The organism is Pseudonocardia sp. TMWB2A (assembly GCF_017312135.1).
This window is the reverse complement of sequence record NZ_QKQY01000002.1, coordinates 4,281,662-4,297,922: the sequence shown is the minus strand read 5'-3', so window position 1 is coordinate 4,297,922 and position 16,261 is coordinate 4,281,662. Positions and strand designations below refer to the sequence as shown.

At 77.4% G+C, this 16,261-nt stretch carries 2 protein-coding genes; one reads left to right on the top strand and one right to left on the bottom strand.

All coding sequences use genetic code 11. The features are described 5' to 3' along the window. The first annotated feature begins 13 nt into the window (after positions 1 to 13). Entirely contained in the window at positions 14 to 15,058 is a 15,045-nt protein-coding gene (locus DMP17_RS34610; protein WP_337831741.1) for an amino acid adenylation domain-containing protein, read from the top strand. A gap of 79 nt (positions 15,059 to 15,137) precedes the next feature. Here the strand turns inward: DMP17_RS34610 and DMP17_RS34605 are convergent, their stop codons facing one another. Then, entirely contained in the window at positions 15,138 to 16,181 is a 1,044-nt protein-coding gene (locus DMP17_RS34605; RefSeq protein ID WP_337831740.1) for an iron-siderophore ABC transporter substrate-binding protein, read from the bottom strand. Positions 16,182 to 16,261 lie beyond the last annotated feature (80 nt).

The window sequence follows — 16,261 nt, the reverse complement described above, 5'->3', positions numbered from 1 at the left end:
AGGAGCGCCTCCCGTGACCCGCACGCTGCCGTCCCCGTCCGACCCGCGCCCGGGGCCGCTGCCGGACGGTGCGCTCGCGACGTGGCCGGAGCTGTTCGCCCGGCAGGTCGCGGCCACGCCGGACGCCGTGGCGGTGCAGTGCGGCTCGGGGGAGCAGTGCGAGCAGCTGACCTACGCCGGGCTCGACGAGCGGGCGGGGCGGCTCGCGTCGGTGCTGCGCGGGCGCGGCGCGGGACCGGAGGGGCTGGTCGCGCTCGCCGTACCGCGCGGGGTGGACCTCGTCGTCGCGCAGGTGGCGATCTTGCGGGCGGGCGCGGCGTACCTGCCGGTCGACCCGGACCAGCCCCCGGCGCGGACCGCGCTGGTGCTCGACGACGCCCGCCCGGCCGTCGTGCTGAGCACGGCCGGTGTCGCCGCGGAGCTGCCGCTGCCCGACGGGACCCCGACCGTGCTGCTCGACGACGAGGCCGACCGGGCCGCGATCGCCGCCGCCCCGGTCGCCCCGGTGCCCGACGTCGACGTCCTCGGCGCCGCCTACGTCATCCACACCTCCGGCTCCACCGGGCGGCCCAAGGGCGTCGTGCTGACCCACAGCGGTGTCACCCAGCTCGTCGCCACCCAGACCGAGCGGCTCGGCGTCGGCGCGGACGACCGGATCCTCGGGTTCGCCTCGACCGGCTTCGACGTCGCGTTCTGGGAGCTGTGCATGGCACTGCTCTCCGGCGGGCGGCTGGTCGTGGTGCCCTCGGAGCTGCGGCTGCCGGTGCCCGAGCTCGCCGACTACGCCCACGAGCACGCGGTGACGGTGATGGTGCTGCCGCCCGCGCTGCTCGCCGCGCTGGGCCCGGACGTCACGCTGCCCCCGGCGACCCTGCTCGCCGGTACCGAGCGGGTGTCCCCGGAGCTGGTCGCGCGCTGGGCGCGGGGCCGGGCGATGTTCAACGCCTACGGTCCGACCGAGGTCACCGTCAACTCCACGCTGGGCCGGTGCGACCCGGCGCGAACCGGGCCGGTGGTGCCGATCGGCGTCGCCGACCCGATGACCGACGCGTACGTGCTGGGCCCCGACCTGGCCCCGGTCCCCGACGGCGAGCAGGGCGAGCTCTACCTCGGCGGCCCCGGCCTGGCCCGGGGCTACCTGAACAAGCCGGGCCTGACCGCGGAGCGGTTCGTCGCCGACCCGTTCGGGCCCGCGGGCGGGCGGCTCTACCGCACCGGCGACCTCGTGCGCGTCGACGAGCGCGGCGAGCTGGAGTTCCTGGGCCGCGTCGACGACCAGCTGAAGGTCCGCGGCTACCGGATCGAGCCCGGTGAGATCGAGTCGGTGCTGCGGGCCCACCCGCACGTCGCCGAGGCCGTCGTCGGCGTGCACGAGGCCGCGCCGGGGGACCGGCGCCTCACCGCGTGGGTCGTCCCCGCGACCGCCGGGGACACCCCCGCCGACGACGATGCCGAGCGCGTCGCGGACTGGCGCGACGTCCACGAGCTGCTCTACGCCGCCACCTCCGCCGACGACGGCGACCCCACCGGCTACGAGGGCGGCTTCGCCGGCTGGAACTCCACCTACGACGGCACCCCCATCCCGCGCGCGGACATGCGGGCCTGGCGCGACGCCACCGTCGCCCGCATCCGCGAGCTCGGCCCCGGCCGGGTCCTGGAGCTCGGCGTCGGCAACGGCCTGCTGCTCGCCGAGCTGGCCCCGGACTGTCCCCGCTACGTCGGCACCGACGTGTCCGCCGAGGCCGTCGCCGCGCTGTCACGGTGGGTCGCGACCCGCCCCGGGCTGCGCGAGCGCGTCGAGCTGGCCCCCGCCGCCGCCCACGAGCTCGACGGCATCACCGGCCCCTTCGACACCATCGTGATCAACTCCGTCGCCCAGTACTTCCCGGGCCCGGAGTACCTGACCGACGTGCTGACCCGGGCCGCGGCGCTGCTCGCCCCCGGCGGCGCGATCGTCGTCGGCGACGTCCGGCACGCCGGGCTGCTGCGCACCTTCCGCGCCGGGGTCGTCGCCGCCCGGCGGCCCGACGCCGAGCCCGCCGAGCTGCGCCGCGCCCTCGACGGCGCCGTCGCCTGGGAGGGCGAGCTGCTCTGCGCGCCGCAGTTCTTCACCGCGCTGGACGGGTTCGACGCGAGCAGCATCCGGATCAAGCGGGCCCGCGCGCACGACGAGCTCTCGCGTTACCGCTACGACGTCGTGCTCCGGCCCGGCGCCGCCGCGCGGCCCGGCCCCGCGACCGACCCGCTCGTGATCGACTGGGACGGGGTCGGGGCCGACCCGGCCGCGCTCACCGACGCCCTGCGCGCCGCGCTCGCCGGTGGGGGCGCGGACGTGGTGCGCGTGGTCGGGGTCCCCGACCTGCGCTCGGCCGCCGACCGCGCCACCCGCGCCCGCATCGACGGCGAGCCCGAGCCCCCCGCCGGCGCCGACCCCGAGGAGCTGCTGGCCCTCGGCGAGTCCCTCGGCCACCACGCCGAGGGCACCTGGGGACCCGGCGCGACGGTCGAGCTGCTGTTCTCCCGGCCCGGCGTCGACCCCGGGCCGCTGCACCGCGCGACCACGGACGCGACCGGCCCCGCGTTCCACCGCCCGGCCCCCTTCCGGGACGTCGACGCCCTGGTGGGCGCCCTGCGCGAGCACCTGCGCGACCGGCTCCCGGACTGGATGGTGCCCGCCGCCGTCGTCCCGCTGCCGTCGGTGCCGGTACTGGCCAACGGCAAGACCGACCGGGCCGCGCTGCCCGCCCCCGACCTGTCCGCGCAGGTCCGCGGCACCCGCCCCGGCACACCACGCGAGGCGCTGCTCTGCGACCTCGTGTCGGAGGTCCTCGGGGTGCCCGGCTTCGGCGTCGACGACGACTTCTTCGCCCTCGGCGGCGACTCGGTCCTGTCGATCCGGCTGGTCGTGCGGGCCCGCGAGTCCGGCCTGCTGGTCACCCCGCGGCAGGTCTTCACCCACCGCACCGTCGCCGAGCTCGCGCCGCTCGTGACCGAGCACCACGCCGTCGCCGCGCCCACCGGGCCCGACACGACCGTCCTCGACGACGCCGCGGCCGCCGTGCTCGGCCCCGTCACCCTCGCCGGGCCGGTGTCCCCGCTGCAGGAGGGCTTCTTCTTCCACGCCGCGCTCGACCCGGCCGACACCTCCTACGTCGTGCAGGAGGTCCTCGACCTGCCCGCCGACGTCGACCCGGGCGCCCTGCGTGCTGCCCTGTCCGACCTGCTCGACCGGCACCCGCAGCTGCGTGCCGGGTTCGCCCAGCGCGCCGACGGCCGCGTCGTCCAGGGCGTCGCCGACCGCGTCACGCTGCCGTGGACCGAGCACGACGTACGCGGCACCGACCCGGCCGCCGTGCTCGACGCCGAGCGGACCCGCCCCTTCGACCTCGCCCGCCCGCCGCTGCTGCGCGCCGCGCTCCTGCACGACGACGACCGCGCCCGCCTCGCCCTGACCTTCCAGCACGCCGTCCTCGACGGCTGGTCGGTCGCGCTGCTGGTCACCGAGCTGGAGCAGGCCCACGCCGCCCGGGCCGCGGGCACCCCGCAGGACCCCGCTGGGCCGCGTGCCCGGGCCGAGGCGCGGCTGCGCGCCTGGTTCGCCCACCTCACCGCCCTCGACACCGACGACGCCCGGTCCGCCGCCCGCGCGGTGTGGGACGCGGAGCTGGCAGGCGCCGAACCCGTCCGGCTGCTCGACGCCCTCCCCGCCCCGCGGACCGTCGCCGAGGGCGGGGACCGGCCGCACGCCCAGCGGGGTCTGACCCTCGACGTCGCCGCGACCGCCGCGCTGGACCGCGCCGCCCGCGCCCGCGGGGTCACCCCGTCGACGGTGCTGCACACCGCGTGGGCCCTCACCGTCGGCGCGCTCACCGGCAGCCGCGACGTGCTCGTCGGCAGCACCGTGTCCGGCCGCGACGCCGCCGTCGACGGCATCGGCGAGGCCGTCGGGCTGTTCGTCAACACCGTCCCGGTGCGGATGCGGTGGGCGCCCGGCGAGCCCCTGTCCGCGCCGCTGCGCCGCATGCAGGACGGCCGCACCGCCGTCCTCGACCACCCGCAGGTCCGGCTCGCCGAGCTGCAGCGCGGCCGCGGGGAGCTGTTCGACTCCATCGTGGTGATCGAGAACTACACCGCGGAGCAGACCGCGAACGGCCTGGTCACCGGGGTGGAGGTGCGCGACGCGGTGCACTACCCGCTGGCGCTGGTCGTGCGGCCGGGCCGGGAGACCTCCGTCGTGCTCAAGCACGACACCGCACGCGTCGACGACGCCACCGCGGGCCTGCTGCTCGAGATGTTCGAGCGCACCCTGACCGCGCTGGCCACCGGCCCGCAGCGCACCGTCGCCTCGCTGCCGCTGCGCACCCGTCCCGAGCAGGGCGTGCACGGCCCCGCCCGGGCCGCCGACCCGCGGACCCTGGCCCGCCGGGTCGCCGACGGGCTGGCCGCCGACCCCGGCCGCACCGCGGTCGTCGCACCGGACGGGACGCTCACCGCCGCCGAGCTGGACCGCCGCTCGGCCGCGCTGGCCGGGGCGCTGCGCGAGCGCGGCGCCGGACCGGGCAGCGTCGTCGGGGTCGCCGTGCCGCGCTCGACCGAGCTGATGGTCGCGCTGCTCGGCGTCGTCCGCGCCGGGGCCGCGTACCTGCCGCTGGACCCGGAGCACCCGGCGGAGCGGATCGCGTTCACCGCCGCCGACGCGGGCGTCGACACCGTGCTGGTGCCCGCGGGCACCGACCCGCTGCCCGACCTGCCCGGGGTGCGCCGCCTGGCGGTCGCCGAGCTCGCCGACGGCCCGGTGCCCGCCGCGCTGCCCGACCCGGACCCCGACGACGCCGCCTACCTGATCTACACCTCCGGCTCGACCGGGCGGCCCAAGGGCGTCGTGGTCAGCCACCGCGCCATCGGCAACCGGCTCGACTGGATGCAGGACGCGTACCCGCTCACCTCCGACGACCGGGTGCTGCAGAAGACCCCCGCCGGGTTCGACGTGTCGGTGTGGGAGTTCTTCTGGGGCCCCTCGACCGGCGCGACCGTCGTGCTCGCCGCCCCCGGCGGGCACCGCGACCCCGAGTACCTGGCGCGGCTGGTCCGCGACGAGCACATCACCACGCTGCACTTCGTGCCCTCGATGCTGGAGGGCTTCCTCGCCGCCGAACAGGTCGTCGCCGACCCGCGGTGGGCGGCCACGCTGCGGCGGGTGTTCTGCTCCGGCGAGGCGCTGCCCGCCGCCGCGGCCCGGCGCTGGCACGCGCTGACCGGGGTGGCGCTGCACAACCTCTACGGGCCCACCGAGGCCGCCGTCGACGTCACCGCGCACACGGTGGCGCCCGACCCGGGGACCGTCGTCCCGATCGGCGTGCCGGTCGCGAACACCCGCACCCACGTCCTCGACGCCTGCCTGCGCCCGGTCCCCGACGGGGTCCCCGGCGAGCTGTACCTCGGCGGCGTGCAGCTGGCGCGGGGCTACCACGCCCGCCCCGGGCTGACCGCGGACCGCTTCGTCGCCGACCCGCTCGGCGCGCCGGGGGAGCGGCTCTACCGCACCGGCGACGTCGTGCGCCGCGTCGACGGCGAGCTGGTCTACCTCGGCCGCTCCGACGGCCAGGTGAAGATCCGCGGGCAGCGCATCGAGCCGGGCGAGGTCGAGGCCGCGCTCGCCGCGACCGACGGGGTCGGCCGCGCGGCGGTCGTCGTCCGCCGGGACGGGCCGTCCCCGGCGCTGGTCGGCTACGTCGTGCCCGCCGCCGGCGCGGCCCCCGACGGCGACGGGCTGCGCGCCGCGCTGGCCCGGGTGCTGCCCGAGGCCATGGTGCCCGCCGCGGTCGTCGTGCTGGAGCAGCTGCCGCTGACCCCCAACGGCAAGCTCGACCAGGCCGCGCTGCCCGCCCCGGGCGTCGCCGCGGGCGGGTCGGACCGGGAGCCCGCCACCGAGGTCGAACGCGTGCTGTGCGCGGCGTTCGCCGAGGTCCTGGGCCGCGACCGGGTCGGCCCCGACGACGACTTTCTCGCCCTCGGCGGGGACTCCATCACCTCGATCGCGGTGTCCTCGCGGGCCCGGCGGGCCGGCCTGGACGTCGGCCCCGGTGACGTCCTGGCCGGGCGCACCCCGGCCGCCGTCGCCGGTCGGGCCGGAGCGGCCGCCGAGCCGGTCCCGCCGCTGCCCGACCCCGGCCCGCCCGTCCTCGCCCGGGTGCGGGAGATCGCCGGCGACGACGTCGACCGGGTCTGGCCGCTGTCCCCGCTGCAGGAGGGCCTCTACTTCCACGCCACCCTCGACGGCACCGCGGGCACCGTCACCGCCGCCGGTGACGCCTACACCGTGCAGGAGACCGTCGAGCTCGACCACGAGATCGACCTCGACCGGCTGCGCGACGCCGTCACCGCGATGCTGCGCCGCCACCCCACGCTGCGTGCCGGGTTCACCGCCGACGGCCTCGACGGGCCGGTGCAGTTCGTCGCCGCCGACCCGGCCCCACCGGTCCGGCTGGTGCACACCGGCTCGCAGGCCGAGCGGGACCGGCTCACCGCCGCCGACCGGACCGCGCCGTTCGACCTGAGCGCCCCGCCGCTGTTCCGGATCACCGTGCTGCGCGGCGACGGCCGCGACCGGCTGCTGATCCACCGCCACCTGCTGATCTGGGACGGCTGGTCGGCCTGGCTGTTCCTGGAGGGGCTGTTCGACACCTACGCCGGGTCGCCGCCCCCGCCGCCCGGCGGCGGCTACGACGACCTGCTGGCCTGGATCGCCGCCCGCGACCCGGAGCCCGGCCGGGTGGCCTGGCGGGACGCGCTCGCCGGGCTCGACGAGCCCACCCTCACCGCGCCCACCCCCGCCGCGAGCCCGCGGGCGGTCGTCGAGACCCACCTTGACCTCGACGCGGACACCTCGGCGCGGCTGCGTGAGCTGGCCCGCGCCACCGCGGTCACCCCCAACACCGTGCTGTCCACGGTGTGGGCGCTGGCCCTGGCCGCCGGCACCGGCCGCGACGACGTCGTGTTCGGCACCTCGGTCGCCGGCCGGCCCGCGACCGTCCCCGACGTCGAGAACATCATCGGGCTGTTCCTCAACACCGTGCCCGCCCGGGTCGCACTGCGCCCCGGCGAGACCGGCACGCAGCTGCTCGCCCGGGTGCAGGCCGAGCGGCTCGCGCTGCTGCCGCACGAGACCGTCGGTCTGGGGGAGATCCAGCAGTCCTCCGGGCACCGGACCCTGTTCGACACGCTGTTCGTCTACCGGCCCGAGGGCGGCGAGCAGCGGGTCGCCGACCTCGGCGCCCGGCACGGCATCACCGACCTGACCAGCACCGACACCACCCACTACGCGCTGACCCTCGCCGTCACCCCCGGCGAGCGGTTCCGGCTGACCCTGTCGCACACCGTCGGCGAGCCGGCCGCGGCCCGCTGGGTGGAGCGCGTGCGGCGGGTGCTGCACGGCCTGCTCGACGCCCCCGACACCCCGGTCGCGCGGATCGACGCCCTCGGCGACGACGAGCGCGCCGAGGTCGTCGCGCACCGCACCGGGCGCCGGGTCGACCTCGGCACCGCGACGATCGCCGACCTGCTCGCCGAGCGGGCCGCCCTCGCCCGCGACGACCTCGCCGTCGTCGCCGGGGACGTCCGGCTCACCTACGCCGAGCTGGACGCCGCGGTGAACCGCACCGCGCGGCTGCTGCGCGCCCGCGGCGCCGGGCCCGAGACCGTCGTCGCGCTGGGGCTGCCGCGCTCGGCCGAGACCGTCGTCGCGCTGTTCGCGGTGCTGCGCACCGGCGCCGCGTACCTGCCGCTGGAGCTGGACCACCCCGCGGCCCGGCTGGTCGAGACCCTGCGCGACGCCCGCCCGGTCGCGGTGCTCACCACGACCGCGGTCGCCCCGACGCTCGCCGGTGCGCAGGTGCCCACGGTCGCGCTGGACGACCCGGCCGTCGCGGCCGAGCGCGCCGCATTGGACCCCGGCCCGATCCCCGACGCCGAGCTGGGCTCCTTCGCCCGCGAGAACCCGGCGCGGCTCGACCTGCCCGCCTACGTCATCTACACCTCCGGTTCCACCGGGCGGCCCAAGGGCGTCGTCACCCCGTACCGGGGGCTGACGAACATGCAGCTCAACCACCGCCGCGAGATCTTCGACCCGGTGGTCGCCGACGTCCGCGCCCGCCGCGGCCCCGACGCGCGGCTGCGGGTCGCGCACACCGTGTCCTTCGCGTTCGACATGAGCTGGGAGGAGCTGCTCTGGCTGGTCGAGGGGCACGAGGTGCACGTGGCCGACGAGGAGCTGCGCCGCGACGCCCACCGGCTGGTGTCCTACTGCGACACCCACGACGTCGACGTCGTCAACGTGACCCCGACCTACGCCGCGGCGCTGCTGGAGACCGGGCTGCTCGCCCGGCGCCCGATGCCGCTGGTGCTGCTCGGCGGCGAGGCCGTGTCCGACGCGGTCTGGTCGGCCCTGCGCGACGCCGACGGTGTGCTCGGCTACAACCTCTACGGCCCCACCGAGTACACGATCAACACCCTCGGCACCGGGACCGCGGACTCCGACACCCCCGCCGTCGGGACGCCGATCACCAACACCGTCGCGCACGTGCTGGACCCGTGGCTGCGCCCGGTGCCCGACGGCGTCGCCGGTGAGCTGTACATCGCCGGTGACGGTCTGGCCCGCGGCTACCTGGACCGGTTCGGGCTGACCGCGCAGCGGTTCGTCGCGGACCCGTGGAGCCCGGGCGGGCGGATGTACCGCACCGGTGACCTGGTCCGGCGCCGCCCCGGCACCGGCGGGCTGCTCGACTTCCTGGGCCGCACCGACGACCAGGTCAAGATCCGCGGGCACCGCGTCGAGCCCGGCGAGGTCACCGCCCGCCTGGACCGGCACCCGCTGGTGTCGCGCTCGGCGGTCGTGCCGGTCCCCGCACCGGACGGCGGGTCGCTCCGGCTGGTCGGCTACGTCGTCCCCGCCGCCCCCGACGAGGCCGACCGCGCGGCCACTGCCGCCGGCGCCGTCGACGAGTGGCGCGCGATCTACTCCGAGGAGTACTCCCGGATCCCGGTCGCGGTGTTCACCGAGGACTACGCCGGCTGGGACTCCTCCTACACCGGCGAGCCGATCCCGTTCGCGGAGATGGCGCAGTGGCGGGCGGCGACGGTCGACCTGGTCCGCGCGCTGCGCCCGGTGCGGGTGCTGGAGATCGGGGTCGGGACCGGGCTGCTGCTCGGCCCGCTCGCCCCCGGCTGCGCCGAGTACCGCGGCACCGACCTCGCCGAGCCGGTCATCACCGCGCTGCGCACCGCGCTCGCGACCGACCCGGACCGCTACGGCCACGTCGAGCTCGACACCCGGCCCGCCGACGACCTGTCCGGGCTGCCGCGGGGCCACTTCGACACCGTCGTGATCAACTCGGTGGTGCAGTACTTCCCCGACGCCGGCTACCTGGAGCGGGTCCTCACCGGCGCCGCGGAGCTGCTCGCCCCCGGCGGCCGGATCGTCGTCGGGGACGTGCGCCGCCCGGACACGCTGCACGCGTTCCACACCGCGATCGCCCGGACCCGGCTCGGCGACGGCGCCGACCCCGCCGCGGTCGACGCCGCGGCGGAGCGGTCGCTGGCCCTGGAGAAGGAGCTTCTGCTCGCCCCGGCGTTCTTCGACCGGGTCGCGGCCGGTCTCGGCGCGGAGGTCGCGGTGCGCGCCAAGCGCGGCGACGCCCACAACGAGCTGACCCGGCACCGCTACGACGTCGAGCTGCACCTGCCCGGCGCCGACGTGCGCCGCGCCGACCCGGCCCGCACGCTGCGCTGGGGCACCGACGTGACCTCCCTCGACGAGCTGGACCGGCTCCTCGCCGACGCCGGGGGCACCGCGCTGCGCCTCACCGGCGTCCCGGACGTCCGGCTCGCCACCGAGCAGGGGAGCCCCGGCGACGGGCCGGAGCCCGACGCGCTGCGTGCGCTCGCCGCCCGGCACGGCCGCGACGCCGAGCCGACCTGGTCCCCGGACGGCCCCGGCCTGCTCGACGTCGTGCTGGTCGCGGCCGACCCGGCGGGCCGCCCGCTGGTCGGGCTGCACCGCGCCGGGGACCCGGCCGCCCCGGAGGCGACCGACCCGGCGGCGGCGCGGTTCGCCGCCGAGCTGGTCCCGGTCCTGCGCGAGGACCTGCGGGCGAGCCTGCCCGACCACCTCGTGCCGTCGGCGTTCGTGCTGCTCGACGAGCTGCCGCTGACCGCCAACGGCAAGCTCGACACCCGCGCGCTGCCCGTCCCCGACGCCCGCGCCGCCGCGGCGCCGTCGCGGGCCCCGGAGACCGCGACCGAGCAGGCCCTGTGCACGGTGTTCGCCGAGGTCCTCGGCCTCGACGAGGTCGGCGTGGACGACGACTTCTTCGACCTCGGCGGGCACTCGCTGCTCGCCACCCGGATCGTCGCCCGGCTGCGCACCGCGATCGGGGCGGAGGTGTCGATCCGCGACCTGTTCACCGAGCCGACCCCGGCCCGGCTCGCGGCCCGCCTCGACGCGGGAGACCCCGGCGAGGACCGCGGCGACGGCACCGCCCGCCCCGTGCTGGCGCCGCGGCCCCGCCCGGAGCCGCTGCCGGCCTCGTCGGCGCAGCACCGGCTGTGGGTCCTCGACCGTCTCGACGCCGACGCCGGCCGGGACAGCGCCTACCACTTCCCGATCACCTTCCGGCTGGCCGGCGCCCTGGACGCCGACGCGCTGGCCACGGCGCTGCACGACGTCACCGGGCGCCACGAGTCGCTGCGCACCCTGCTCGTCGACGACGGCGACGGCGTCCCGGTCCAGGTGGTCGTCGACGCCGCGACGGCCCGGGTGCCGTTCGTGCGCCGCACCGTCGACGCCGCCGCCACCCCGGCGGCGGTGGCGGCGGAGATCCGGCGCCCGTTCGACCTGGGCTCCGACCTGCCGATCCGGGCGCTGCTGCTCACCGAGTCCGACACCGGCGAGCACGTGCTGGTGCTCGTGCTGCACCACGTCACCACCGACGAGTGGTCCGACCGGCCGTTCCTGGCCGACCTCGCGACCGCCTACGCGGCCCGGGCCGCGGGCCGCGCGCCCCGCCTCACCCCGCTGCCGGTGCAGTACGCCGACCACACCCTGTGGCAGCGGGAGCTGCTCGGCGACCCGGCCGACCCGTCGTCGGTCGCGGGCCGCCAGCTCGCGTTCTGGACCCGCACCCTGGCCGGGCTGCCCGAACGCCTGGACCTGCCGACCGACCGGCCCGAGCCCGCGTCCCCGACGATGGCGGGCGACGCGGTCGAGGTGCCGATCGACCCCGCGCTCGGCGCCGAGCTGCGCCGCACGGCGCGCGCCGCCGGGGCGAGCACCTTCATGCTCGCCCGGGCCGCCGTCGCGGTCCTGCTGCACCGCCTCGGCGCCGGCGACGACATCCCGCTGGGCGCCCCGGTCGCGGGCCGCTCGGACCAGGCGCTGGAGGACGTCGTCGGGTTCTTCGTCAACACCCTGGTGCTGCGCACCGACCTGTCCGGCGACCCCGGGTTCACCGAGGTCCTGGACCGGGTCCGGGCCGCCGACCTGGAGGCGTTCGCGCACGCCGACGTGCCCTTCGAGTCGGTGGTGCGCGCGGTCAACCCGGACCGCAGCGCCGACACCACCCCGCTGTTCCAGGTGATGGTGGTGCACCGGGCCGGTGGGACCGCCCGCGAGTCCGGCCTGGTCCTGCCCGGGGTCACCGTCGGCGAGCAGCCGCAGCCGCCCGCCCGCGCCCAGTTCGACCTGGTCGTCGAGTTCCGCGACGGCGGGCCGGAGGAGCCGCTGGGGGTGCGGCTGCTGTACCGCACCGAGCTGTTCGACGCCGCGACCGTGCACGCGCTGGGGGAGCGGCTGACCACGGTGCTGCGCGCCGTCGTCGCCGACCCGCGGCGCCCGGTCCGCCGGATCGACGTCGCCGCGGACGGGGAGGCCGGCCGGACCCGCCGCGCCCTCGACGGCGGCCCGGTCCCGGCCGCCCGCACGATGTGGGAGATGGTCGCCGGGTCCGTCGCCGACCGGCCCGGCGCCGTCGCCGTCGCCGACGAGCACCGCGAGCTCGACTACGCCGGGCTCGACGTCGAGACCGCCGCGCTGGCCCGCGAGCTGCGCGCCCGCGGCGTCGGCCCCGAGACCGTCGTCGGGGTCGCGGTGCCGCGGTCGGTCGGGATGGTCGTCGCGGTGCTGGCGGTGCTGCGCGCCGGTGGCGCGTTCCTGCCGCTGGACCTCAACCTGCCCCCGGAACGGCTGGAGTACCTGCTCACCGACTCCGGCACCCGGCTGGTCGTGACCACCGGCGACGCCGCGGACCTGCTGCCCGCCGTCGACGGCGTCACCCACCTCGTCCCGGCGCCGCCGGAGCCGGGCCCGGCCCCGGCCGACCCGCCCACCGACCCGGCGGGCGCCGCCTACGTCATCTACACCTCCGGCTCGACCGGACGCCCGAAGGGCGCGGTCCTGCCGCACGCCGGCATCGGCGAGCTGCTGGAGCTGGCCCGCGACCGGATGCGGCTGACCCCGGACTCCCGGGTCCTGCAGTTCTCCGCGCCCGGCTTCGACGTGCTCGTGTTCGAGCTGTGCATGGCGCTGTGCTCCGGGGCCCGGCTCGTCGTCGCCCCGGAGCGGCTGCGCGGCCGCGACGCCGACCCGGCCGAGCTGACCGGGTTCTTCGCCGAGCAGCGGCTCACGCACCTGATCCTGCCGCCGTCGCTGATCACCGCGCTGCCGCCGGAGGCGTCGCTCCCGGCCGGGTCGACGGTGCTCGCCGGGACCGAGGCCGTCCCGCCGGACCTGATCGACCGCTGGGGCGCGCACCTGGACCTGCACGTCGCCTACGGGCTCACCGAGGCCACCGTGAACTCCACGCTGTGGCACTCGCGGCCGGGCACCGCGTTCCGGTCACCGATCGGGCGCCCCGACCCGGGCGTGCGGACCTACGTCCTCGACGACGCCCTCACCCCCGTCCCGCCCGGCGTCCCCGGCGAGCTGTACGTGGCCGGGGCCGGCCTGGCCCGCGGCTACCTGGGGCGCACCGCGCTCACCGCGGACCGCTTCGTGGCCTGCCCGTTCGGGGAGCCGGGGGAGCGGATGTACCGCACCGGCGACCGCGTCCGGCTGCGCTTCGACGACGGCGCCGAGCACCCCGACCGCGAGCCGGTCCTGGAGTTCCTCGGCCGCTCCGACGACCAGGTCAAGATCCGCGGCCACCGGATCGAGCCCGGCGAGATCGAGGCCGTCCTGGCCGCGCACCCGGACGTCGCGCAGGCCGCGGTCGTCGTACGACGGCGGGGCCCGGTCACCCGGCTCGACGGCTACGTCGTCCCGGCCGGCGGCGGCACGGCGGTGCCTGACGGCCTCGCCGAGCACCTGCGCGGGCGGCTGCCCGAGCACATGGTCCCGGCGCACCTCGTCGCGCTGGACGGGCCGCTGCCGCGCACCCCGAACGGTAAGGTCGACAAGCGGGCGCTGCCCGAGCCCGCCCCGGCGCCCGGCGGCGGCCGGGAGCCCGCCGAGGGACCCGAACGCCTGCTGGCCGGGCTGGTCGCGGAGCTGCTGGCCGTGGACCGGGTCGGCGCCGACGACGACTTCTTCGCCCTCGGCGGGGACTCGATCATCGCGATCCGGCTGGTGTCCGCGGCCCGCGCGGCCGGGCTGGCGCTGACCCCGCGCCAGGTGTTCCGGCACCGCACGGTCGCCGGGCTGGCCGCCGTCGCCGGGGCGGTGGAGCGCGAGCACACCCACGACGACGGCGTCGGTCCGGTCGGGTCCACCCCGATCCTGGACTGGCTCGCCGAGGTCGACCCGCACGCGCCCGGCTACAACCAGTCGGTGCTGGTGCGCACCCCGGCCGGGCTGACCGGGCCGGTGCTGCGCCGCGCACTGGGCGCGCTGCTCGCCACGCACGGCATGCTCCGCGCCCGGCGCACCGCCGACGGCCTGGAGGTCCCGCCCGCGGTGCCCGGCCCGGTGCTGCGGGAGGTGCCGGTCGGCGCGGCGAACACCGCCGACCAGGTGCGCGAGCTGCTGGGGGAGGAGGCGCTCGCCGCGCGCGACCGGCTCGACCCCGGCTCCGGCACGATGCTGTCGGCGGTCTGGTTCGACGCCGGACCGGACGCCCCCGGACGCCTGCTGCTGGTGGTCGCGCACGTCGCCGTCGACTGGGTGTCGTGGCGGATCCTGCTCGACGACCTCGCCGCTGCCGTCGCCGCCCAGGACGCGGGGCGCGAGCCGGCGCCGCCGCCGGTCCCGGTGTCCTACCGCGCCTGGGCGTCGATGCTCGCCGCCGAGGCCGCCCGCCCGCAGCGGGTCGCCGAGACCGGCCGGTGGCGCTCGGTCCTGGCCGGACCGCGGGTGGCGCTGCCGCTGGCGACGCCGTTCGACCCGGACCGCGACCGGCACGGCACCAACCGGGTGCACCCGGTGGAGCTGCCCGCGGACCTGTCGGCCGCCGTCCTCGCCGCCGGTGCGGACCGGGCACTGGCCGCCGCGCTCGGGATCGCCGTCGCCGGCCTCGCGCGTCACCACGGCGCCCCCGCCGAGGGGGTCGTGCCGCTCGCGGTGGAGGGACACGGCCGGGAGGAGGAGGCCGTCGCGGCGCGCCCGGACCTGTCCCGCACCGTCGGCTGGTTCACCGCGATCCGGCCGGTCGCGGTCGACCCGCGCGGACCCGCCGGGCAGGTGCGCGACCGGCTGGTCGCCGACCTCGACGCCGAACCCGACCACGGCCTCGGGTTCGGCCTGCTGCGCCACCTGAACCCGGACACCGCCGCGGAGCTCGTGCCGCTCCCGCTGCCCGAGATCGAGTTCAACTACCTGGGCCGGTTCGACCGGCGCGCCCCGCGCGACTGGGGCTTCGCCGACGAGGACGACGTCCTCGACATCGCCGTCGAGCCGGACATGCGCCAGCGGTTCCCGCTGACCGTCATCGCCCGCACCGTCGACGGCGCGGACGGGCCCCGGGTGCACGCCGACCTGATCCACCCGGCCGCGGTGCTCGACGACGACGTCGTCGCCGACCTCGGGCGCCGGTGGACCGCGGCGCTGCGGGAGCTGACCGGGCGGGACTGAGCGACGACACGAGACAGGACAGGGGGCCGGTCGCGGTGCGACCGGCCCCCTGTCGTTGTGTGCGGGGAGCGCCCCGGGCTCAGCCCTGGGCGGCGGGCAGCGCCTCGAGCTCCGGCACCAGCTTGTCCAGGGCGTAGGGCAGGCTCAGCACGCTGCCGTAGCTCAGCGCGGCGGGCAGCGGCTCGGTGCGCTCGGAGCTGAGCATCCACAGCACCCGGCCCTGCTGGACGGCCTTGAGCCTGCTGAACTCCGGACGCGCCTCGATCTCGGCCTTCGCGGCCTCGGTCGGGGCGAGCACGAGCAGCTTGTCGACGTCGAACTCGCCGGCCTGCTCCGGGCTCAGCTGCGCCTCGCTCGTCCCGGCGGCGGCCCGGGTGATCGCCTCGGGGGCACGGAAGCCGAGCTGGGCCAGCAGGTCGGCCTTGATGTCGCCACCGGCGAACGCGAAGTAGTTCGGGGTGTCGTAGGAGACCGCGACGGCGGTCTGCTGCGCCCAGTCGGGGTGCGCGGCCTTGGCGTCGGCGATCTTCTTCTCGGTCGCGGCGACCAGCTCGTCGCCCTGCTTCTCGCGGCCGACGGCCTTGGTGATCTCCCGGGTCATGACCTGCCAGGACGCGGTGTAGTCCTCGAAGCCCTTGGGCTGGGCGACCGTCGGCGCGATCCGGGAGACCTGGTCGTACTGCTCCTGGGTCATGCCCGAGTACGACGCGATGATCAGGTCCGGCTTCAGCGCCGTGATCTTCTCGAGCTGGTACTCCTCGCGGACGCCGACGACCTCGGGGGTCTGCCCGGCGAAGCCCTGCTCCTGCCACAGCCACTTGTTGCCGGCCGGGGGCTGGGTGAACCAGTCGACGATCCCGACCGGCGCGATCCCGACGGCGAGCAGCGCGTCCGGGTCGGTGTAGCCCAGGGTCACGACCCGCTTCGGCTCGGCGGTGATCTCGGTGGACCCGTACTTGTGCTCGACCGTCACCGGGAACGTCCCGGACGCGGCCGGGGTGGCCGGGGCTCCGTCACCGCTGCCGCCCGAGGGCGCCGAGGAGCACCCGGCGAGGACGAGGACACCGAGCAGGGCGACGAGGAGCGGGCGGAACCGTCCCCTGGACGGTGAGGCGTGAGGCATGACGTTCCTGTTCTCTCGACCCGGGACGACGGGTCCGTCGTTGCCCGGTGATCCGCTGTGGCAGTTGAGGCTTACCTAAG